A 20,834-nucleotide genomic window follows, 5' to 3' on the forward strand; every position below is an offset into this window, starting at 1 on the left:
CATGACAAAACGGGGGGCCCGTGCGAAAACGGGTCCCCCGCGCCGGAAGGCACGGGGGACCCGTCTCGAAACCGCGGTCGGCCGATGCACCGGCCCCTGGGGCTCGCTCAGTACACCGGCTTGTCGGGCTCGATCTGGTTGACCCAGCCGATCACGCCGCCGCCGACGTGCACCGCGTCCGCGAAACCCGCGGACTTGAGCACGGCGAGGACCTCCGCACTGCGGACACCCGTCTTGCAGTGCAGAACGATCTTCCTGTCCTGCGGGAGGGCCTCCAGGGCGGTGCCCATGAGGAACTCGTTCTTGGGAATGAGCTTGGCGCCCGGGATCGACACGATCTCGTACTCGTTCGGCTCGCGGACATCGATGATCTCGATGTTCTCGCCGTCGTCGATCCACTCCTTGAGCTGCTTGGGAGTGATCGTGGAACCCGCGGCGGCCTGCTGGGCCTCCTCGGAGACCACCCCGCAGAACGCCTCGTAGTCGATGAGTTCGGTGACAGTGGGGTTGTCGCCGCAGACCGCGCAGTTCGGGTCCTTGCGGACCTTGACCTGGCGGTACTGCATCTCCAGGGCGTCGTAGATCATCAGGCGGCCGACCAGGGGGTCACCGATACCGGTGAGGACCTTGATGGCCTCCGTGACCTGGATGGAACCGATGGACGCGCACAGCACACCGAGGACGCCGCCCTCGGCGCAGGACGGGACCATACCGGGGGGCGGGGGCTCCGGGTACAGGCAGCGGTAGCAGGGGCCGTGCTCGCTCCAGAAGACCGACGCCTGGCCGTCGAAACGGTAGATCGAACCCCAGACATACGGCTTGTTGAGGAGGACACATGCGTCATTGACGAGGTACCGCGTCGCGAAGTTGTCGGTGCCGTCGACGATCAGGTCGTACTGGCTGAAGATGTCCATCACGTTGTCGGCTTCGAGCCGCTCTTCGTGGAGGATCACGTTCACGTACGGGTTGATGCCCACCACGCTGTCCCGGGCGGACGCCGCCTTGGAGCGGCCGATGTCCGACTGGCTGTGGATGATCTGCCGCTGAAGGTTGGACTCGTCGACCTCGTCGAACTCCACGATGCCGAGCGTGCCGACACCCGCCGCGGCCAGATACATCAGGGCCGGCGAGCCGAGGCCGCCGGCGCCCACACAGAGCACCTTGGCGTTCTTCAGCCGCTTCTGCCCGTCCATCCCGACGTCCGGGATGATCAGGTGGCGGGAGTACTTGCGGACCTCGTCTACGGTGAGCTGATCAGCTGGCTCGACCAGGGGTGGCAGCGACACGGGGGCTCCGTCGGTCGGTATGTCGGAAGGTTGCTCTTCCGGTAACACTGCCACGGCCTTCTTCATTCCGAGACACCTGTTCCGATCCGCGAGACGATTTCGTCCCAGTAACCGGGCAGGGTCCCCCAGGGGTCGACGGCGCCACCGCGGTCCGTGCGGTCGGTGAAGTAGATCGTCGCCGCGCCCTGCCAGCGGGCGAGGCGCAGTGCCTCGTCGAGATGTCCCAGAGGCACGCCGTGCACGAAGTGGCAGAAACGCTCGGGCGGGTAGTCGGCGGTCCACTCGGCGGCCTGTGACCAGCGGTAGTCGCTCCAGGGTCCGGAGAAGGTGACGAGCTGGTCGGCGGCCTCGGCGTAGCCCGGGTAGGGGTGGGCGCCATGGCCGAGGACGAGGTGCGGGGTGTCGAGGAGGGAGCGCAGGGTGGCGAGCGTGCGCCGTACCTCGGGCAGCGCGGCGCGTTCGGTGGGGCAGCGGTCGAGGAGGAAGCCGTCGACTTTGTACCAGTCGAGGTAGCGGTGGGCGTCGGAGACCACTTCGCCGAAGGTGCGGGCGCCGTAGGTCATGTCGAGGCGGCCGAGGACCCGTACGCGCGCGTTGGTGAGTCGGCCGGCGGCTTCCAGGCAGTGCGGGTCGGGGCGGGTGCCGGGACCGTCGGCGACATTGAGGACGACCCAGTGCAGGGGGGTGGCGGGGCGGGTGAGTTCGGCCCATTCGACGGGCGCGACGAGGGGGTGGGCGTAGCCGGGCACGCCGAAACCGAGTCCCGTCCCGGTGACGGGCGTGCCGGTGAGGGTGCCGCTCAGATACGGCATGCCGCCTCCATCCAGATGTCGGCGAGGGATTCCTCAAGGTTGATCCGGGGCCGCCAGCCGAGCCGGTCGCGCGCGGTGCGGACGTCGGCCTGCTGCCAGCTGCCGCAGCCGTCGGGATAGGGGTACGCGGCGGGGATGCCGTGTTCGCCCTCGGAGCGGGGGTGCCCGATGGTGGCGCGCAGCGGGCCGGGGGGCGCGTCGAGTTCGTGCAGCGCGCCGCCGTAGCCGGCCACGCGCGCGAGGACGGCGGCGGCGTCGCGCAGCCGTACTGCGCGGCCCGAGCCGATGTTGACGATGCCCTGGGCGGCGGACAGCGAGGCCGCGTGCACGGCGCGCGCCACGTCGCGTACGTCCACGAAGTCACGCTGGACGCCGAGTCCGCCGAGTTTGAGTTCGCCGTCGCCGGACTGCATGGCGCGGCGCATGGCCTCGGCGAGGCGGCCCAGCGGGGATCCCGCCGGGGTGCCGGGGCCCGCGGGCGAGAAGACGCGCAGGACGACGGCGTCGAGGCCGGAGCCGAGGACGAGTTCGGTGGCGGCCAGCTTGCTGACGCCGTAGGGCCCGCCTGGGCGTGGTACGGCGTCCTCGGCGGTGGACGAGCCGGGCTGGCTGGGCCCGTACTCGGCGCCGCAGCCGATCTGCACGAGCCGTGCCCCGCAGCCGCTGCGGCGCAGGGCCTCGCAGACGGTGGCGACGGCGACGGTGTTGTGCCGGGTGAGGTCGCGGGCGCCGCCGCGGGTGGCGCCCGCGCAGTTGACGACGACCCCGGGGTGTACGGCGTCCAGGAAGCGGGTGAGCGCGCCAGGGCTGCCGGTGGCGAGGTCGAAGCGGACGTCGGCGTCGTCGCCGCGGCCCAGTGCGGTGAGCTGAACCGCCGGGTCGGCGAGGAGCCGGTCGGCGACGAAGCGGCCGAGGTATCCGTTGGCTCCGATCAGCAACACTCTCATCGGGCGGCTCCGGGTGCGCGGTCTCCGGACGGGAGGGTGGTCATCTCGCTTTCTCCTTCGGGGTGTTGCCGTGCGTCGGAAGGCCCGCGGTGTCGGCCCCGCGGGAGGGAGTGGGGGATGGAGTCCTGGTGCGGGGCCGGTCGGGCCCCGGGGGCACGGCAGCTACGGGTCGTACGGGCCTTGTGACGGGCGGTACGGGCCGTGGGCCGGGCCGGGTGAAGGGGGGTCGGCGGTGTCGGTGGCGGGCGTCATGGGGCGCCCCCGGCCGTCGCGTGCGCGGAGGCCCGCGTGAGGGTGCGGGTCGCGTGGATCAGGAGGATCAGGGCCGCCGTGCCGCAGACCACGGCGGGGACGGCTCCGGGGCCCCACCGGTCGACGGCGGTCTCGACGGGTACCGAGAGGAACCCGCAGCCGGGCAGCCGTCCGGCGAACACCGTGGCGAGACAGAGCAGTTCGCCGGCGCCTGCCGCGCCGAGGACGACGGCGGGGGCGTGCGAGAAGCCACGCACGGTCAGCAGCCGCGCGAGCAACAGAAGGACGCCCAGGGCGACGGGTCCGGCGATACCGGACCGCTGGTCGAGCAGCGTCTCGGACAGCCACAGGAGGAAGGACAGCGCACCCAGGAACAGAGTGAGGACGCCGAGCAGAAGGGGGCGCACGGAGGCGGCGAAGTCCTCCAGGCCCCGGCTCGTCGTGAGCCGGCGCGCGGCCCGGTGCGCGAAGAGCCATGCGCACCAGACCCCGGGGGCGACGGCGAGTGTGAGGCCGAGGAGGGGGGCGGTCGCGAGTGGCCATGAGGTGTCGGGGCCGCCGTCGACAGCGGCCCGCAGCAGGCCGTCACCTGCGGCTGCGTAGGCGAGGAGCCACACCGTCCACGCACGCGTGGGGCCCGGTACGCGTGCGTGGGGCACGCGCAGAGGTCCGTACCGCAGGACGGTGCGCAGGGTGGCGGTGACGGCGAGCGTGCCGAGGATCAGGAGGGCCAGGTACCAGCCGCCGTCGATGAGACGGAGGCCCGAGACGACCAGGGTGCAGACGGCTCCCGGTACGAGGGCGAGTGCGGCCCGACCGGCGCGTGCGCCGGGCGCGTTCGGCGCCGCGCGCCCCCCGGACGTGCCGGTGTCCAAGGACCCGACGGCCCCGGAACGGTCGCTACCGCGTGGCACGCGCGCGTAGATCTCCTCGGCGAGCGAGAACACGTCCCGGTGCCGGAACCGTGTGGCGGTTCGGTCGGTGACGCCGTGCGCTTCGAGTCCGGCGGCGATCTCCAGGGGGTCGACGGCCCGTTCGCACAGGTCGCGGTGCCGGTGCATCAGCGCCTTGACCGGGTCGACGGCACCCCGGCGGCGACTGTCCTGGCGGTGGCCGTTCTGGTGGTGAGTGTCCTGGCGGGTCCCGTTGGCGGTCATCGCACCGCCTCCTTTTCCGGAATCCCCGGAATCTCCGAAATCTCAGAGATCCCCGAGATCCCCGGAGCGGCCGGGACCGTCAGTGGCCCCTCCGTCGCCCAGCTGGGCAACGGCCCGAACCGGTCGTCCAGCACCGGTGGAGTCCAACTGCCGGGCACATGCGCCTCCGCGGGGAACGCGAAGGGCAGCGGCTCCCCGGTCGCGTCCAGCGCGTACCGGCGCACGGGGCAGTGCGACACGATCTCCAGGTAAATGCCGTGAAATGCCGTGATGTTCTGCTCGACGGTGAACAGTTCGAGCGCCCGCGCACGGGCGGCTGCGCCGAGGCGCTCGCGCCGTTCGGGGTCGCGCAGCAGCGCCACGCACGCCTCCGCGAGCGCGCGCGGATTACGCGGCGGTACGACAAGCCCGGTGCCGCCGATGACCTCGACCACGGCGCCGACATCCGTCGAGACGGTGGCGCGCCCGCAGAACATGGCCTCGACCAGGCTGATCGGGAAGCCCTCCACGACGCTGGACAGGACGACCACGCCGGCCGCCGCGTACGCGTCGGGCAGGTCGGGGGCCTCGGGGCCACCGATCTCGTCGAACGAGACGGGGTTCTCACCGATCGCGTGCGCGCCGTCGGCCTCGTCCGGGAAGAGCTGCGAGGCCAGCGCCTTGCAATGGGCGAGATAGGCGGCGGCGTCCGGTCCTTCGGCGGGCGCGCCGACGATCCGCAGCCGCGCCTTGGGCTCCTCGCGGCGGACCTCGGCAAAGGCGTGCAGCAGCGAGACGAGGTCCTTGGCGGGCTCGATCCGGCCCACCCAGACGAGCGTGTCGGGGTCCGAACAGCCGGGGTGCTCACCGACGTCGGCGAACCGGGACGCGTCCATGCCGGGGTAAACGGTCCGCAGTTTGGCGCGGTCGGCGCCGCACCGTTCCTGCCAGCGCCGCGCATGGGTGTTGCCGGGCGTGACGAGGGTGGCCCGCCGGTACACCTCGGCGGCGAGCCTGCCGTGGAATCCGGCGAGGAGGGCGCGCGCGGGCGCACTCTCCGCCGTGTCGCCGGAGGCGAGGTAGTGCGCGCGCAGCTGCACGCCGTACTCGGTGACGAGGAGCGGGACCCCTGCGAAGTGGCGGGCGAGCAGCCCGGTCAGCGCGGCCGGGCCGCCCGACGTCGCGTGGCACAGGTCCACGGCGCCGAGGCCGTCGTGCCGGTACCAGTCGAGAGAGAGGGGGCGCAGGGCCCGTTCGATGTGGGCGGCGACGACGAGCAGGTCGGGGACGCGTGCGGCGTGCGCGGCGCGCAGTGCGCCCGGCGCGCGGCAGGCGTGTTCGAGGGCGCGTACGGCGGTCTCGGAGCGCAGGGCGCCGCCGAGTCCGCCGGTGTCACGGGCCAGCTCCGCGAGTCCGTAGAGGGCGTTGGCGAAACGGTCCGCCTGAAGTCCGGCAAGGTGTTCGTCCAGCCCATCCGGCACCGTTCCGGTGCCCGGCACGGCGCGCTCCGGGTCGCTCGCGCTCCCCACTTCCACGGCGCACACCACCCGCGCCAACTCGCCGTAGTACTCCGCGAAGCGCCGGCGCGCACGCCGTCCGATGCCGGGTCCTTCGTCGGGCCCCGACCACAGCGGCGCGGTCCGCACCAGGCTGACCTGGGGCGGCAGGGCGACCCATCCTTCGTCCTCCTGGCGCTCGCTGCGGCTGAGCGCGTAGAGGTCGAATTCGTGCTGCTTGAGCCCGCGCACGAGCCGGTCGCACCAGAGCCTGGCCTCACCGCTCACATACGGATAGCCACCCTCGGTAAGCAGTCCGATGCGCACGAGTACACCCCCGATCTCCCTTTTGGGGAGCCGCCGTTGGACCGGCGGCTCGCAGCGGAACGAACGTATGCGGACATGCCCGTGGCGCGACGGACGGTTGTCCATCGCGCCACCAAAAGGGGTGAACGGACGTAACTTTCCCGAGCGGGTGGCGTTCCGTCGCGCTAAGGAGCTTGTTCGTCACACAGGGTCATGCGACGGCCAACTCCTGGCGGGCCGCGCGACGCCGGGCCGCGACCGCCGGATCGAGCGCGGGAACAGCCGCGAGGAGCTGCCGCGTGTACGGGTCGCGGGGCGCGCCATACACGTCGTCCACGGGCCCGTACTCGACGATCCGGCCCGCGCGCATGACGGCGACCCGGTGGCTGACCTGACGGACCACGGCGAGGTCATGGGCGATGAACACCAGGGCGAGCCCGAGTTCTCGCTGGAGTTCGGCGAGGAGCGCGGTCACCTGCGCCTGGGTCGTGACGTCGAGCGCGGAGACGGGTTCGTCGCAGACGATGATCCGGGGCTCGGCCGCGAGCGCCCGCGCGATGCCGACGCGCTGCCGCTGTCCGCCGCTGAACTCGTGCGGATAGCGGTCGTAGTGGGCCGGATCGAGCCCGACGCGCTCCAGCAGATCACGCACGCGCGCGTGGATACGCGTTTCGTCCCGCTCGCCCCGCGCGCGGAGGGGGTCAGCTACGGACTCGCCGACGGCGCGGCGGGGGTTGAGCGAGGAGACGGGGTCCTGGAACACCATCTGCACGGACGGCCGGACCCCAGGTGCCGCACGCAGCCCGTGCACCCCACGCACCCGCTGCCCCCGGCCCCTCGAACCCGCGCCCGACCCCGACCCCGACCCCGACCCCGACCCCGGGGAGGCGTCCACGTCCGCCTCCACGTGCCGAATCTCCCCGGACGTCGGCTCCAGGAGCCCCACGAGCATGCGCCCCAGCGTCGTCTTGCCGCTGCCGCTCTCACCGACCACACCGAGGGTCTCGCCGCGGCGCACGGTGAGGGACACCCCGTCCACGGCGGCGACGGCCCGTGCACCCCGCCCGAAGACGCGCCGCAGGTCCCGTACCTCAAGCAGCGGATCGGCCGACAAACCCTCCGAGGAGTTCACCGAGGATTCCACCGCGGAATCCGCCAAGGAACCCACCGATGGACCGTCCACGCGCGGCACGGCACGCAACAACGCGCGTGTGTACGTGTCCTTGGGCGCGCCCAGCACCTCGGCGACAGGCCCCCGTTCCACCGCGCGGCCCCCACGCATGACGAGGACGTCGTCCACGCTCTCGGCGGCGACACCCACGTCATGCGTGACCAGGAGCAGCCCCATACCGGTCTCGCGACGCAGGGTGTGCAGCAGGTCGAGGATCTGCGCCTGGACGGTCACGTCGAGCGCGGTGGTGGGTTCGTCGGCGATCAGCAGGTCGGGTTCGCAGGCCAGGGCCATGGCGATGAGGGCGCGTTGCCGCATACCGCCGCTGAACTCGTGGGGGCGGGAGCGCGCGCGGCGGGCCGCGTCCGAAATGCCGACCCGGTCGAGCACGTCGACGGCACGCGCGCGTGCCGCACGCCGGGACGCGCGCGTGTGCACGCGGTACACCTCGGCGATCTGGTCGCCCACGGCGTAGTAGGGATCGAGCGCTGACAGCGGGTCCTGGAACACCATCGCGGCCTTCCCACCGCGCAGCCGCCGCAGCGCCTCCCCTGACGCCGACGCCACGGCGCCCGGCCCTTGTACGTCGACCCCGGCGACCCGGACCGTGCCGGTGACCCGGGCGCCCGTACCGCGGTGGAGTCCCAGCAGTGCGGAGGCGACGGTGCTCTTGCCGGAGCCGGACTCGCCGACCAGACCGAGTGCGGCGCCCTTGGCGAGCGTGAACGACAGCCCGTCCACGGCGCGTACATCACCGAACTCGACGGACAAGCCGGCCACGTCGACCAGTGGTGCCGCGCCCTCAATACCGTCAACGCCATCAACACTGTCAATATCGTCCGCAGAATCAACACCCTCGACATCAACACCGTCGACAGGGTCAATGGACTCGGTCCGGCTCATGACAGCACCACCCGTCGATCGGCCACCGCGTACAGCACATCGGCCACGGCGTTGGCGAGCACCACGAAGAAGCCGGTGACGAGCACCAGGCCGACGACCACCGGCAGGTCGACGACATTGACCGCATGGACGAGTTCACGTCCGAGCCCGGGGATCCCGAACAGCGTCTCGCTGAGCACGGCGCCGCCGAACATCGAGCCGAAGTCATTGGCATTGAGGGCGATGACCGGGGCGACCGCTCCCCGCAACGCGTGCCGTCCGATGACGGAGCGCTCACCGACCCCGTACGCGCGGAAGGTGCGCACATGGTCCTCGGCGAGGGTTTCCAGCATGGACGCGCGCGTGAGGCGCGCGTATTTGGCAGCCTCGATCAGGGCGAGCGAGAGCCAGGGCAGCAGCAGGTTCCACGCCCACTGTTCGGGGTTCTCCGTGAAGGGCACGTACTGCGGGAAGGGCAGCCACCGCAGTTGACCGCAGAGGACGATCATCAGCAGCAGACCGATGACGAAGACAGGGGTCGCCGTACCGGCCAGGGTGACGGCGGTCAGGACCCGTTCGGAGGCCCGTCCGCGCCGCCAGGCGGACAGTACGCCGGTGCCGACGCCGAGGATCAGCCACATCACCATCGCGCCCAGCGCGAGCGATCCGGTGACCGGGAGCTTCGCCCAGATCAGCCGCGTGACCTGCTGGTCGCTCTGGTACGACAGACCGAGGCAGGGCGCGGCGCAGTGTTCGACTGACGTGCCCGTGGAGTAGTCCCGGCCGACGACGATGCCCTCCAGGAAGTGCCAGTACCGCAGATACACCGGGTCGCCGAGGCGGAGCTGCTCGGCGACCTGCTGGACCTGGGCGGGTGAACAGCGCTCCCCGCAGGTGATCTGGGCGACGTTGCCGGGAGCCACGTAGAAGACCACGTAGACGATCACGGAGATCGCCAGGAGGGTGACGACGGCACCCACGAAGCGCCGCAGAAGAAAGCCGGCGAAACGAGGGAACCCTGAGATACCAGGGATAGCGGGGATACCGGGGATACCGGGGAAGCGCGGCGAGCCCGGAACCCCGGGCCGGCTCTTGAGGCGGTTCATGCCCGCGCCTCCCCCTTGCGTCCCGTCCCGATCCGCAGCCGTGACGCCGCGCGCGGGTCGAGTGCCGTGCGCACCCCGTCACCGAGGACGGTGAGCGCGAGGACGGTCACGAACAGGGCGCCGGCGGGCAGCAGTAGGTACTGCGGCGCCGCCTGATACCAGACGTCGGCGGAAGTGAGCATCTGTCCCCAGGACGGTGTGGGTGGCTTGACGCCGACGCCGAGGAACGACAGTGCGGCCTCGATCGTGATGTTGACGGGCACGAGCAGCGCCGCGAACGTGATGACGGGCGCGGCGAGCGCGGGCAGGAGTTCACGGCGGGCGATGCGCCAGGTGGACCAGCCGCTGAGCCGGGCGGCGGCGACGTAGTCGAGTTCCTTGAGCGTGATGGTCTGGGCGCGCACGATCTTCGCGGTCGAACCCCAGGCGATGAGGCCGATGATGAGGGCGACCAGGACCGGGCGCGGGAAGTCGCTCGGCACGATCGCGAGCAGCGCCAGAGCCATGATCATCAGGGGCATCGCGACGATGATGTCGGTGATGCGGCTCAGCACCTGGTCGAGGAAACGGTTCCCCAGCCCGGCGGCCACACCGACGACGACCCCGATGAAGACCTGGACGAGGGTCGCCGCGAGCGCGACGCCGAGGGACACCCGGGCGCCGTGGACAAGCCGGGCGAACAGATCGCGTCCGGTCTGCGGTTCGACGCCCAGCCAGTGATCGGCACTGATCCCGCCGAAGGAGCCGAGCGGCACTCCCCCGCGCGCGGAGTCGACGAGATGCGGATGGTACGTGGTGGCGTCCTGGCCCTCCAGGGCGGTGAGCAGGGGCGCGGTGAGCGCGACCAGGACGAGCAGCAGGACGACGGCCGCCGCGACGAGGGCGGCGCGCTGGGTGCGCAGCCGCCGCCAGAACTGTCGGGCCCCCGAGGCGGGGGCGGGCACCGTGCCGGTGCCCGTCCCGGACGCCTGGGAGGCCGCAAGTGCCTCACTCATGGGGTCACTTCACCGAGACCTGCGAGATGTCCAGGACACCGGTCCAGTCACTGATCACGATGTTCTTGACGTCCTTGCCGTACAGCCGCTTGTAGACGGGGTGGAACAGCGGGACGGTCAGTGCCTGCTCGCCGATCTTCCGGTCAAGAGCGCCCCAGCGCTCGGCCGCCGCGTCAAGATTCGTCAACTTGTTGATCGCGTCAATCTCGTCATTGACCGTCTTGTCATTGAGGAAGCCCGTATTGAAGTTGGCGCCGTCCTTGACGATCTGCCGACCGTCGAAGATCGGGGCGAGGAAGGGCCCGCCCGACGGCCAGTCGGCACCCCAGTGCGCGAGGAAGAACCCGGGCTCCGTCTTCGCGCTGTGGATCGTGTCCCGGTACTCGTTGTCCTCAAGGCCCTCCAGCTTGACGGTGATTCCCGCCTTCTTGAGGGCGTCCTGGAGTGCGGTCGCGATCTCGGGGCTGGTCTCGAAGTCCTTGGCGTTGGAGTGCGTCAGCGTCACGGTGAGCCCCTTGGCGTACCCGGCGTCCTTCAGCAGCTCCTGGGCCTTCTGCGGGTTGCCGGAGGTACCTGCCGGGAAGTGGTCGTAGGGCGTGTAGCCGAACGACTTCTGGTTCGGCAGATACGTGGTCGCGGGCTCGGCGAGCGACGAGCCGCCGGCGGCGTTGATCACCGAGGACCGGTCGACCGCGTAGGCGATGGCCTGCCGCACCTTCGGGTCGTCGAAAGGCTTCACCTTCGGGTTGAACGCGATGTAGTTCGTGTAGCCGAAGTGACCGGTGCCCACGCGCGCGGCGAGCTGCTTGTCGCCGCTCACCTTGGCGAGTTCGGCGGGCCCGAGGTTGGTGTCGGTGGTGACGGCCCGCGCGTCAGCGCCCTGGCTCGCCGAGAGGCGCTGGTTGATGACGGACGAGTCGAGCCCGGAGCGGACCTCGACGGTGTCCGGGTACGCCTTGCGTTCTGCGTCCGTCGCGGCCGACCAGTGCGGGTTGCGCTCCAGGAGCAGCCGCTCGCCGTCGTTCTCGTTCTTGACGACCTTGTACGGGCCCGACGACAGCGGGTGCTCCTCGTACTTGGTGCCCTTGTCCTTCGCCTTGGGGACCGGCGTGAACTGTGTCTGGGTCGCGAGGTACGGGAACTCGCCCTCGGGCTTGTTCAGATGGAAGACGATGGTTCGCTCGTCCGGCGTCTCGATCGAGTCGAGCCCCTTGGCGTCCTTGTAGGGGCCCTGGTAGTCGGCGCCGCCGATCAGCCAGTCCCGCAGGTAGGGCGCTCCGCCGGAGAGTTCGGCGGCGAAGGACCGCTCGATGCCGTACTTGATGTCGGCGGTGGTGATCGCTGTTCCGTCCTCGTATTTGAGGCCCTTTTTCAGGGTGTACGTCCACACGGTCGCGTTCTCGCTGGGCGTGCCGAGGCCCGTGGCGAGGTCGGGGACGACCTGGGCGCCGGCGGCGCCGTCCTCGCGGTTGCGGGTGGTGAGGGTGCGGAAGACGAGGGACGGCACATTGCCGCCGCCCGAGGTGTAGAGCCGCGCCGGGTCGAAGTCGGTCTGCGGGTTCGAGTTCAGGACGGTGAGGGTGCCGCCCTTCCGCGGCTTGCCGTCACCACCGCCCCCGGCATCGTTGTCCTGGGGCCCGGCGCAGGCGGCGGCGCCCGAGGCCAGGACGAGGCTGACGGATGCCGCTGCCACACGGCGCGCTATGACGGACGTTTGACGCATCGGAAGGGAACCTCTCGGAGAGTGCCGCGTGGGTGCGGCAACAGGCGGAATCGCGCTGAGGCCGCCCTGGGGCACGCCGAGAATCCGAACACCGGTGGTGTGCCGCGCGTGCGGGAAACGGCACGCGTACACACGAGGTCAGACACGAACAGCACGGAACCGCGAGGAAATCCGTGGGAGTCGCGCACCACCGGAAAGCGGGGGAAAAGCCGACGTCTCGCCAGGGCGGACGTCAGCGACAGTGAATGTCGGCCACGCAGAGCGCGGTCACGCCGAAGAGCGCCAGCTCAAGGGCGGCGCGCACTGAGGCGTGGGGGGACGACATGCGGAAAAATATGAACGAACTTTCGCCGGATGTCAACGCACCCTGGTGACCCAACGTCAATTGCCGGGGAAAGCCCAGGGGTTGGCGCGGCAGCTGATTCCGTCATGGTCGAGGAACTTGGTCTGCTGCTGCATGACGGGCGCGAGCGCGCCGTCCTTCTGGCAGGTCACATGGTTGAAGCCGAGCCGATGACCGACCTCGTGATTGATCAGCATCTGCCGATACGGGTAAATGTCGTCGCCGTAGGTCTCGGAACCCTGGGCCCATCGATAGGCGTTGATCATGACGCGGTCGGTCGAAGCGGAGTCGCACGACACATTGTCCTGAGTGGTGTCGAGTCCGGACTTGGCACACCATTCGGCGGTCGTTCCCGGACTCGCCAAGGTGATGACGAAATCGACCTTTCCGGAGGAAACCCGCTCGAAGCTGCGGCCACCGTTGTGGGCCCAGCTCCGCTTGTCGTTCAGCGTCTTCTGCACGGCCTCCGCGAAGAGTGAGCCATCGAGTCCGAGGCCCTTCTCGACGTCCACCCGATAGCGGAACACCTGACCGCGCCCCGGTGCCTTGACGAATCCAGGGACGACGGAGAAAGCGCCCGACGCCTTCAGTTTCGGATCCAGCGGATAGGTCTTGCCCATCTTCTGCGCGTAGGTGAGCGGGGCCGCCGCGACCGCCGACTTCTCGGGCGTGGGGCGGTCGTCGGACCGGGACGCCGGGTCTTCGGTGGCCCGCTCCGCGCCGTCCGCGCTGCGCGCCTGGGTGTCGCCGCCCGACCGGTCGTCGGCGACCTGTCCGGCGACGACGACCGCCAGCACCGTGGTCACTGCCGCCGCGGCGATCCCGGTCAGGGCACGGCCGCGGCCCCCCTTCGCGCCCTTGTCGCCGATACCGGTGTCCGGTTCGTCGACAGGCGAACGCGGCGGCCCGACCGTCCGTACGACTTCGTCACCGGCCGGGGTGTCGAGGTCGGTGTCCCAGTCGGTGACGGAGGCGAACGGGTCGGAGGCGAATGGGTCGGAGGCCGGGGCGTGGGGCGCCCTGGGCCGCTGCGGTGGGGTGTAGGGGCCCGAGGCGTACGGGGCCGCCCCGCGCGGCATGGAGCCGGTCCCGTACGGGGCCGGGGAGGTGCGCGGAGCGAAGACGTCCGCGTCCTCGAAGGCGTCCACGTACTCCCTGCGGGGGCCGGGGATCCGTGGGCCGGGCGGCCGGCCCTGCGAGGCGACGCCGTATCCGGTGGCCTCCCGGGGTCCACCGGCACCCCAGCCACCCCCGTCCTCGCGCTGCTCGGGGTGCCCACCCCGCACATGCGGCACACCGGGCTCCTGAGCACCGGTAGGCCCGACCCGGGGCACACCGTGCGCGGGGGTCCCGTCGGGAAAACGCGGCACCCCACGCGCGGGGGTTCCATCGGGGAAACGGGGTACCCCACGCGCGGGAGTGCCGTCCGGCATCATCCTGGGCACCCCATGAGCCGGCGTCCCGTCAGGGAAACGCGGCACACCGCGCGCAGAAGTGCCGTCGGCGAACCGGGGCACTCCCTGGGCCGGCGTCCCGGGCGCCCGGGGCGTCCCACGCGTTCCGGGCGGCGGCGCCGGGTTCGCCGATGGGGTCCATTGATTGGATTGATCCGGTTGATTCGGTCGATTCGGTTGACCCGGTCGATCCGGTTGGGTCGATGAAGCCGATGAAGTCGCGTTGCCGACGTTCCTGGCCTTGTCGCCGTTGTTCGCCGGTCCCCGGCGGCTGTGCCGTCCCACGCGCCGTCTCAGCTCCCCGCCTGCGCCTCGGCGGTCCCGCCGGTATCGGCGCGGTCCGCGGACTCCGTCGCCCCGGCCGACCCGTCCAACTCGCCCAGATCGGCGAGGAGTTCCTGGAAGGCCGTGGCGACCGTCTCGGGGTATTCCATCATCGCCACGTGCCCGGCGTCCGGCAGGGACAGCAACCGCGCGTCACGGAATGCCCGCGCGGCCCGTTGCGCCATGCGGTACGACACCAATTGGTCCCGTCCGCCGTAGATGAGAAGCGTCGGCGCGAGCACCCGCTCCGCCTGCCGCCACAGCCCGTGCTGACCGCCCAGCGTGTAGGCGTCGACGATCCCGCGCGCGGAGCGCGACATGGCGTCCCAGAAGTACGGCAGCGCCATCCGCCGTTCCATCTCCTCGACCGCGGCCCGCACCCCTTCCGGTGTCACCCGCCCCGGGTCGCCGTAACAGAGCGCCATCACGCCCCGTACCCGCTGCTCCGCCGACCACCCCTTGGTGAGGCGGGTGAACAGCCCGGCGACCCCCGGCAGCGCCAGCAGCGCGGTGGGTACGGCGGTGCGCTGCACCCGGATCTCCGGCAGCGCGGGCGAGATCAGCGTGAGGGTGCGTACGAGATCGGGCCGGACGGCGGCCACGCGCGTGGTGACGGCGCCGCCCAACGAGTTGCCGAAGAGGTGCACAGGGCCGCGGCCCGACGCGTCGAGAAAACGGATCACCGCGCGCGCGTGCCCGGTGACGGAGTAGTTGCCGTCGTCGGGCGGCGGGGAGTCGCCGAAGCCCGGCAGGTCGAGTGCCTCGCTCTCCACGACGTCGTCGAGGAGGGGCATCAAATCGGACCAGTTCAACGAGGACCCGCCCAGCCCGTGCACGTACAGCGCGGGCGGCAGGCCGGTGCGGGTCGCCGGGCGGGAGCGCACGGTCAGCGACAGTCCGGGAAGTCCCACGGTCCGCAGGCGCTCGCCCTCGGCGGCCCTGACAGCACCCACTTTGGGCAGGGCGGCTGCGGTGAAGCTCGGCAACTCCGTCGAAGACATGCGGCAATGTTACGAGACGATCACGCACGGGTTCGTGTGTTCGCGGTCACAGACCACGTAGCGTCGCCATCCCGTCTCTCCTACCCTTCAGGTGAAAGCACACGTACCGCTCGGGAAGAGGACATATGACTGTCGACCCGACCGATCCCGATGCGCTCTACGAGGACATCACCGACACCAACGAAGCCGCCGAGATCGACGTGGAAGCGAACGAGGCGGACGCGGCGGAGCAGTTGACGGACCTCGCACCCGACCGGGACGACTCCCTGAAGGACTCGGACCCCACCAGCGCGGACGAGGGTGACCTCGCGGAGCAGGCGCGCGTCGTGACCCTGGACGAGGACGACTACCGCTGAGGACAGGCGATCACGCTCCGTCGCCGCAGGGGCCCCGTGGGACGCCCTGTGTACGGTTCAGCTGCGTCCGGTGCGTTCCGTCGGCGTCCGGTCCGTGAAATTCTGCGCTCGCACCGCGCACACCACGGTTACCGAAAAGTACGATGGCAGCGCGGCGCACACCGCACACGGTCAACTTTGGGAGGCGGCGTGACAGCCATCGAGCAGACAGAGGCGGCACGCCCGCGGGGCACCCGCCTGCCGCGCCGTGCCCGACGCAACCAGCTCCTGGGCGCGGCCCAGGAAGTCTTCGTCGCGCAGGGGTACCACGCGGCAGCGATGGACGACATCGCCGAGCGGGCGGGCGTCAGCAAGCCCGTGCTCTACCAGCACTTCCCCGGCAAGCTCGACCTGTACCTGGCCCTGCTGGACCAGCACTGCGAGGCCCTGCTGCACTCCGTGCGCACGGCGCTCGCGTCCACGACGGACAACAAGCAGCGCGTGGCGGCCACCATGGACGCCTATTTCGCGTACGTGCAGGACGAGGGCGGCGCGTTCCGGCTGGTCTTCGAGTCCGACCTGACGAACGAGCCCGCGGTGCGCGAGCGCGTGGACCGGGTCAGCCTCCAGTGCGCCGAGGCGATCTCGGACGTCATCGCCGAGGACACCGGGCACTCCAAGGAGGAGTCGATGCTCCTCGCGGTGGGTCTGGGCGGCGTATCGCAGGTGGTCGCGCGCTACTGGCTCTCCAGTGCGAACGGCATCCCGCGCGACAAGGCGGTCCAGCTGCTGACGTCGCTCGCGTGGCGCGGTATCGCGGGCTTCCCGCTGCACGGTACGGACCAGCAGCCGCACTGAGCGCACGCCGGGCCCACCCGCCAGGACACCCGGCCGTCCCGCGCGGCGACGACCCGCGCTTTTGTTCCCGTTCGCTGTTCGCTACCGGCGTGGTCGGCCGGAACATTCACCCCCTGTCACCGGGCTAGGGTGTGCGAGGTACGGCGCGGACGCCCGCGCACATCACTGACCGTCGGAGGGACAAAGCCGTGGAGGTCAAGATCGGCGTGCAGCACGCGCCCCGTGAGATCGTTCTGGAGAGCGCGCAGACCGCCGAGGAGGTCGAGCGCGCGGTGTCCGAGGCGCTGTCCGGGAAGGCGCAACTGCTGAGCCTCGTGGATGACCACGGGCGCAAGGTCCTGGTGCCGGCGGAGCGACTCGCGTACGTGGAGATCGGCGAGCCCACGCAGCGCAAGGTGGGCTTCAGCGCGCTGTAGGTCTGCTGCCGCAGGGCTCCCGCGCGCGGGAACGCGTTCCGCGTACGCCGACCGCGTTCGACACAAAGGCGGGCGTGTCCAGCATACGAGACATATGAAAGAGCGGTCCGGTGGTTGTCAACCACCGGACCGCTCTTCCGTGTTGGGCCCCACGCCTCGCAGTTTCATCCACAGACGCATCACAACTCGAACACAGCGGAGGATTGCATTCCGGCCGTGGCGGGTAGGACCGCCTACGAGCGATTCGCCACTGACCGTGCGGGAGGGACCACAGAATGCTTTGGGAAGCGCTGGGCTCCGGAGTAGTCGGTCTCGCCCTCGCGTGGGTGGCCCTCCGGCGGATGCCGGACCGGCTGCCGACCCCGGCCCTGGTCCTGCCGACCGGCATCGCGGGCGCCCTGTTCGGCGCGTTCGTGACCCACACCGCGCTGGGCGCGGGCAACATCGCCGCGACCCTGATCGGTGCCGCGGCGATCTCGACGGCCCTGCTGTCACTCCTGCTGCGCCCCAGGCGTCTGCGGCGATCAGCGCCCGCGTAGCTGGACAGCCCGCGCGCCTACCGGGCTCGGGGGCCCGAAGGCCCCCTGCCGTGCCCGACTCCCGGGCCTCGCCCGGTTCGCTAGGCCGCGAGACCCAGCGCGGCCATCCGCTTGGTGTGCGCCTCGGTGATCCGCGAGAACATCCGGCCCACCTCCGCGAGGTCGAAGCCGTCGGCGACACCGCCGACCAGCATGGTCGACAGGGCGTCCCGCTCGGCGACCACCCGCTGCGACTGCGACAGGGCCTCCCCCATCAGCCGCCGCGCCCAGAGCGCCAACCGCCCTCCCACGCGCGGGTCGGCGTCGATCGCCGCGCGCACCTTCTCGATGGCGAAGCTCGCGTGCCCGGTGTCGTCGAGGACGCCGAGCACCAGACCGCGGGTGTCGGCGTCGAGCCGGGCCGCAACCTCACGGTAGAAGTCACTGGCGATCGAGTCGCCGACGTACGCCTTGACGAGCCCTTCCAGCCAGTCGGACGGCGCCGTCTGCCGGTGGAAGCCGTCGAGCGCGGCGACGAACGGCTCCATGGCCCCCGTGGGCTCGGCGCCGACCGCCGAGAGCCGGTCCCGCAACTGCTCGAAGTGGTGGAACTCGGCCGACGCCATCTTCGCCAGCTCCGCCTTGTCGGCGAGCGTGGGCGCCAGCTTCGCGTCCTCGGCGAGGCGCTCGAACGCCGCCAGCTCCCCGTACGCCAGGGCGCCGAGCAGGTCGACGACCGCGGCACGGTACTGCGGGTCTGCGGAGGCCCGCGCCCAGTCCTGGGCGGCGACTCCGGTGGGTGCGGGTGCGTCAGAGGCGTGGTCAGGCGTCGTCATGAAGCGCACAATAGCCCGCTCACGGCAACCCTGAAGTCCCTGGTCAATCACTGTGACGACCACTACGTGACCAATTCGGCCATCGCATGTGCGCGATTCCGGGGTATGGTGGTAAAGGCCCGCTGAGTACGCCGCCGTACCTGAGTGCACGGTATCGAGTGCATGAGGTATCTCGACGACTCAACGGGTACATGAATGAGGATGCCCGGTCGGTGGCCCGATCGGCTCCGACCCGACAGCCCTCCCACGCCGTACGGCACTGTGCGTACGGCATCCGGAGGGGCCCTCAGCGGCACGACAGCTCCGAGCGTCGGCAGTGGTCCCATGCGACGCGGTCCGCCCCCCAGGCGGCCGGCGGTACACAGCACGGTCACGACCCCCAGCGTTCGCCTCACGCCGCGTCTCACAGAAGAGGCAACACCCTGACTACGCAGGCTACGACTTTCCGAGATCTCGGGATCCTTCCCGAGACAGCCGAGGCCCTTGAGGCCGTCGGCATCACCAATCCGTTCCCCATCCAGGAGATGACGCTCCCCGTAGCGCTCTCCGGGACCGACGTCATCGGCCAGGCCAAGACCGGCACCGGCAAGACGCTCGGCTTCGGACTCCCCCTCCTGGAGCGGGTCACCGTCCCCGCCGACGTCGAGGCGGGCCGCGCCCGTCCCGAGCAGCTCACCGAGGCCCCCCAGGCCCTTGTCGTGGTTCCCACGCGCGAGCTGTGCACCCAGGTCACCAACGACCTCCTGACGGCCGGCAAGGTCCGCAACGTACGCGTCCTCGCGATCTACGGCGGCCGGGCCTATGAGCCGCAGGTCGAGGCGCTGCGCAAGGGCGTCGACGTCGTCGTCGGCACCCCGGGCCGCCTCCTGGACCTCGCGGGCCAGAAGAAGCTCAACCTCAAGCACGTGCGCTGCCTCGTCCTGGACGAGGCCGACGAGATGCTCGACCTGGGCTTCCTGCCCGACGTCGAGAAGATCATCAACATGCTGCCGCCGAAGCGCCAGACGATGCTGTTCTCGGCGACCATGCCGGGCGCCGTGATCGGTCTGGCCCGGCGCTACATGTCGCAGCCCACGCACATCCGCGCCACCGCGCCGGACGACCAGGGCGCGACCGTGGCGAACACCACGCAGCACGTGTACCGCGCGCACTCCATGGACAAGCCGGAGATGGTCTCGCGCATCCTCCAGGCCGACGGCCGCGGTCTCGCCATGGTCTTCTGCCGCACCAAGCGGACGGCCGCGGACATCGCCGAGCAGCTCCAGCGCCGCGGCTTCGCCTCCGGCGCGGTCCACGGCGACCTGGGCCAGGGCGCCCGCGAGCAGGCCCTGCGCGCGTTCCGCAACGGCAAGGTGGACGTGCTCGTCTGCACCGACGTCGCCGCGCGCGGTATCGACGTCGAGGGCGTCACGCACGTCATCAACTACCAGTCGCCGGAGGACGAGAAGACGTACCTCCACCGCATCGGCCGCACGGGCCGCGCGGGCGCGTCCGGTACGGCGGTCACGCTGGTCGACTGGGACGACATCCCGCGCTGGCAGCTCATCAACAAGGCGCTCGACCTGAAGTTCCCCGATCCGCCCGAGACATACTCCACGTCGCCGCACTTCTTCGAGGACCTGAAGATCCCCGAGGGCACGAAGGGCATCCTGCCCCGGGCCGAGCGCACGCGCGCGGGGCTCGCGGCCGAAGAGGTCGAGGACCTCGGCGAGACCGGTGGCCGTGGACAGCGCGGACGCGGCGGCCGGGTCGCCGCGCCGGACAGGGACAGGGACAGGGACAAGGACCGCGAGCGGGACAGCGAGCGCGAGCGTCCGGCCCGTACGCCCCGTCGTCGGCGTCGTACGCGCGCGGGGTCGCCCCTGGAGGGCGTGAACGCGGCGGAGCCCACCACGACGGACGGCACGCAGTCGTCCGGGCCCGCCCGGGTTCCGGTACAGACGTCCGGTGACGCGACGGAGGCCGCCGTGGCCGCCAGCGCGCCCGCCGTCGATGCCGAGGCCGACAGCGAGCCCCGTACGCCCCGACGCAGGCGCCGGACGCGTTCCGGGGCCACGGACGCCGTGACAGCGGCGCCGGAGGCGGCCGAGGCCGCCGTCGACACCGCCGAGGCCGCCGAGCCGGTGACGGAGGAGCCCAAGCGGCGCCGCCGGACCCGGAAGACCGCCGAGCCGGTGGTCGTGGCCGAGGCGGCCGAGACCGCCACGGCCGTCGACACCGCCGTCGCGGAGATCGCGGCGCAGGCCACCGACGAGGCACCCGCCAAGCCCCGCCGCCGCACCCGCAAGGCCGCTCCGGCGGTCGTCACGGCCGAGATCCCGGCCCAGCCGGGCGACGCCGCCGAGGCGACCGGCGCGAGCGCCGAGGCCGGCACAGTCGTCGAGGCCAAGCCCCGGCGCCGGACGCGCAAGACCGCGGCAGCCGCCGAGACCGCCGCCGCCACGGAGGCCGTCGAGGCGAAGGTGGCCGCTGCGGGCGAGGAGACCGCCGAGGCCAAGCCCAAGCGCCGCCGCACCCGCAAGGTCGCCGAGGCCCCCGAGGTCTGACGTACATCCTGATGGCCCGGTCCCCCGCGCGCGGTGGGGCCGGGCCATCGGCGTACCCGATCGCCCTGTGTGCTTCGGGGCCCGGGGTGAG

General features: G+C 71.2%; 18 protein-coding genes. 5 read left to right on the forward strand and 13 right to left on the reverse strand.

Going from position 1 to position 20,834, the window contains the following annotated elements:
* Window positions 1–107 precede the first annotated feature (107 nt).
* The 12 genes from moeZ to ACFVT5_RS31505 all read right to left on the reverse strand — a co-directional run bounded on the left by moeZ (window position 108) and on the right by ACFVT5_RS31505 (window position 15,234).
* Window positions 108–1,286: an adenylyltransferase/sulfurtransferase MoeZ gene (gene moeZ / locus ACFVT5_RS31450; RefSeq protein WP_389894959.1), complete on the reverse strand. Its 1,179-nt coding sequence runs from the start codon at window positions 1,284–1,286 to the stop codon at window positions 108–110.
* Window positions 1,287–1,348: 62 nt separating this feature from the next.
* Window positions 1,349–2,098: a spherulation-specific family 4 protein gene (locus ACFVT5_RS31455; RefSeq protein WP_389894961.1), complete on the reverse strand. Its 750-nt coding sequence runs from the start codon at window positions 2,096–2,098 to the stop codon at window positions 1,349–1,351.
* Entirely contained in the window at window positions 2,086–3,045 is a 960-nt protein-coding gene (locus tag ACFVT5_RS31460) for an NAD-dependent epimerase/dehydratase family protein (RefSeq protein ID WP_389894963.1), read from the reverse strand. Before ACFVT5_RS31460 ends, ACFVT5_RS31455 begins: the two co-directional genes overlap by 13 nt.
* Before the next feature lie 248 nt (window positions 3,046–3,293).
* Window positions 3,294–4,454, reverse strand: a complete 1,161-nt coding sequence (locus tag ACFVT5_RS31465) for a hypothetical protein (protein WP_389894965.1) — start codon at window positions 4,452–4,454, stop codon at window positions 3,294–3,296.
* Entirely contained in the window at window positions 4,451–6,256 is a 1,806-nt protein-coding gene (locus ACFVT5_RS31470; protein WP_389894967.1) for a DUF3492 domain-containing protein, read from the reverse strand. Before ACFVT5_RS31470 ends, ACFVT5_RS31465 begins: the two co-directional genes overlap by 4 nt.
* A gap of 190 nt (window positions 6,257–6,446) precedes the next feature.
* On the reverse strand, window positions 6,447–8,309 hold the full coding sequence (locus ACFVT5_RS31475; protein WP_389894969.1) for a dipeptide ABC transporter ATP-binding protein: 1,863 nt from the start codon (window positions 8,307–8,309) through the stop codon (window positions 6,447–6,449).
* Window positions 8,306–9,394, reverse strand: a complete 1,089-nt coding sequence (locus tag ACFVT5_RS31480) for an ABC transporter permease (protein WP_389894971.1) — start codon at window positions 9,392–9,394, stop codon at window positions 8,306–8,308. The genes ACFVT5_RS31475 and ACFVT5_RS31480 overlap by 4 nt, the downstream gene beginning before the upstream one ends.
* Window positions 9,391–10,389, reverse strand: a complete 999-nt coding sequence (locus tag ACFVT5_RS31485) for an ABC transporter permease (protein WP_389894973.1) — start codon at window positions 10,387–10,389, stop codon at window positions 9,391–9,393. Before ACFVT5_RS31485 ends, ACFVT5_RS31480 begins: the two co-directional genes overlap by 4 nt.
* A gap of 4 nt (window positions 10,390–10,393) precedes the next feature.
* Complete coding sequence (locus ACFVT5_RS31490; protein WP_389894975.1) at window positions 10,394–12,112, reverse strand: ABC transporter substrate-binding protein; 1,719 nt, start codon at window positions 12,110–12,112, stop codon at window positions 10,394–10,396.
* A gap of 232 nt (window positions 12,113–12,344) precedes the next feature.
* A complete protein-coding gene (locus ACFVT5_RS31495) occupies window positions 12,345–12,437 on the reverse strand; it encodes an Ms4533A family Cys-rich leader peptide (protein ID WP_389894977.1) in 93 nt (30 codons plus the stop codon).
* A gap of 56 nt (window positions 12,438–12,493) precedes the next feature.
* The gene (locus tag ACFVT5_RS31500) at window positions 12,494–14,194 is read right to left on the reverse strand and encodes a DUF3152 domain-containing protein (protein ID WP_389894979.1); all 1,701 of its coding nucleotides are present in this window, start codon (window positions 14,192–14,194) and stop codon (window positions 12,494–12,496) included.
* A gap of 8 nt (window positions 14,195–14,202) precedes the next feature.
* A complete protein-coding gene (locus tag ACFVT5_RS31505) occupies window positions 14,203–15,234 on the reverse strand; it encodes an alpha/beta fold hydrolase (RefSeq protein WP_389894981.1) in 1,032 nt (343 codons plus the stop codon).
* A 125-nt stretch (window positions 15,235–15,359) separates the two neighbouring features.
* Between ACFVT5_RS31505 and ACFVT5_RS31510 the strand changes: the two genes are divergently transcribed.
* The 4 genes from ACFVT5_RS31510 (at window position 15,360) to ACFVT5_RS31525 (ending at window position 17,382) form a co-directional block, all read left to right on the forward strand.
* Window positions 15,360–15,590 (forward strand): hypothetical protein, encoded by a 231-nt coding sequence (locus ACFVT5_RS31510; protein WP_389894982.1) that lies wholly within the window; start codon window positions 15,360–15,362, stop codon window positions 15,588–15,590.
* A 189-nt stretch (window positions 15,591–15,779) separates the two neighbouring features.
* A complete protein-coding gene (locus tag ACFVT5_RS31515) occupies window positions 15,780–16,427 on the forward strand; it encodes a TetR/AcrR family transcriptional regulator (protein ID WP_389894984.1) in 648 nt (215 codons plus the stop codon).
* Between the two features lie 188 nt (window positions 16,428–16,615).
* Window positions 16,616–16,843: a DUF3107 domain-containing protein gene (locus ACFVT5_RS31520; protein ID WP_389894986.1), complete on the forward strand. Its 228-nt coding sequence runs from the start codon at window positions 16,616–16,618 to the stop codon at window positions 16,841–16,843.
* A 275-nt stretch (window positions 16,844–17,118) separates the two neighbouring features.
* Window positions 17,119–17,382: a hypothetical protein gene (locus tag ACFVT5_RS31525; RefSeq protein WP_389894988.1), complete on the forward strand. Its 264-nt coding sequence runs from the start codon at window positions 17,119–17,121 to the stop codon at window positions 17,380–17,382.
* Window positions 17,383–17,462: 80 nt separating this feature from the next.
* Here ACFVT5_RS31525 and ACFVT5_RS31530 read toward each other — a convergent pair whose 3' ends face one another.
* Entirely contained in the window at window positions 17,463–18,197 is a 735-nt protein-coding gene (locus ACFVT5_RS31530; RefSeq protein ID WP_389894990.1) for a ferritin-like fold-containing protein, read from the reverse strand.
* A 524-nt stretch (window positions 18,198–18,721) separates the two neighbouring features.
* Between ACFVT5_RS31530 and ACFVT5_RS31535 the strand changes: the two genes are divergently transcribed.
* Window positions 18,722–20,743 carry a DEAD/DEAH box helicase gene (locus ACFVT5_RS31535; RefSeq protein WP_389894992.1) on the forward strand — a complete coding sequence of 674 codons (2,022 nt, stop codon included), beginning with the start codon at window positions 18,722–18,724 and terminating at the stop codon, window positions 20,741–20,743.
* Window positions 20,744–20,834 lie beyond the last annotated feature (91 nt).

This window comes from Streptomyces sp. NPDC058001 (assembly GCF_042886315.1).
In the GTDB taxonomy this organism is placed as follows: domain Bacteria; phylum Actinomycetota; class Actinomycetes; order Streptomycetales; family Streptomycetaceae; genus Streptomyces.

Coding starts and splice junctions, on each gene's coding strand:
- ACFVT5_RS31455 (WP_389894961.1), bottom strand. CDS start 2,098: ATGCCGTATCTGAGCGGCACCCTCACCGGCACGCCCGTCACCGGGACG.
- ACFVT5_RS31460 (WP_389894963.1), bottom strand. CDS start 3,045: ATGAGAGTGTTGCTGATCGGAGCCAACGGATACCTCGGCCGCTTCGTC.
- ACFVT5_RS31465 (WP_389894965.1), bottom strand. CDS start 4,454: ATGACCGCCAACGGGACCCGCCAGGACACTCACCACCAGAACGGCCAC.
- ACFVT5_RS31475 (WP_389894969.1), bottom strand. CDS start 8,309: ATGAGCCGGACCGAGTCCATTGACCCTGTCGACGGTGTTGATGTCGAG.
- ACFVT5_RS31480 (WP_389894971.1), bottom strand. CDS start 9,394: ATGAACCGCCTCAAGAGCCGGCCCGGGGTTCCGGGCTCGCCGCGCTTC.
- ACFVT5_RS31485 (WP_389894973.1), bottom strand. CDS start 10,389: ATGAGTGAGGCACTTGCGGCCTCCCAGGCGTCCGGGACGGGCACCGGC.
- ACFVT5_RS31490 (WP_389894975.1), bottom strand. CDS start 12,112: ATGCGTCAAACGTCCGTCATAGCGCGCCGTGTGGCAGCGGCATCCGTC.
- ACFVT5_RS31495 (WP_389894977.1), bottom strand. CDS start 12,437: ATGTCGTCCCCCCACGCCTCAGTGCGCGCCGCCCTTGAGCTGGCGCTC.
- ACFVT5_RS31505 (WP_389894981.1), bottom strand. CDS start 15,234: ATGTCTTCGACGGAGTTGCCGAGCTTCACCGCAGCCGCCCTGCCCAAA.
- ACFVT5_RS31510 (WP_389894982.1), top strand. CDS start 15,360: ATGACTGTCGACCCGACCGATCCCGATGCGCTCTACGAGGACATCACC.
- ACFVT5_RS31525 (WP_389894988.1), top strand. CDS start 17,119: ATGCTTTGGGAAGCGCTGGGCTCCGGAGTAGTCGGTCTCGCCCTCGCG.
- ACFVT5_RS31530 (WP_389894990.1), bottom strand. CDS start 18,197: ATGACGACGCCTGACCACGCCTCTGACGCACCCGCACCCACCGGAGTC.
- ACFVT5_RS31535 (WP_389894992.1), top strand. CDS start 18,722: ATGACGCTCCCCGTAGCGCTCTCCGGGACCGACGTCATCGGCCAGGCC.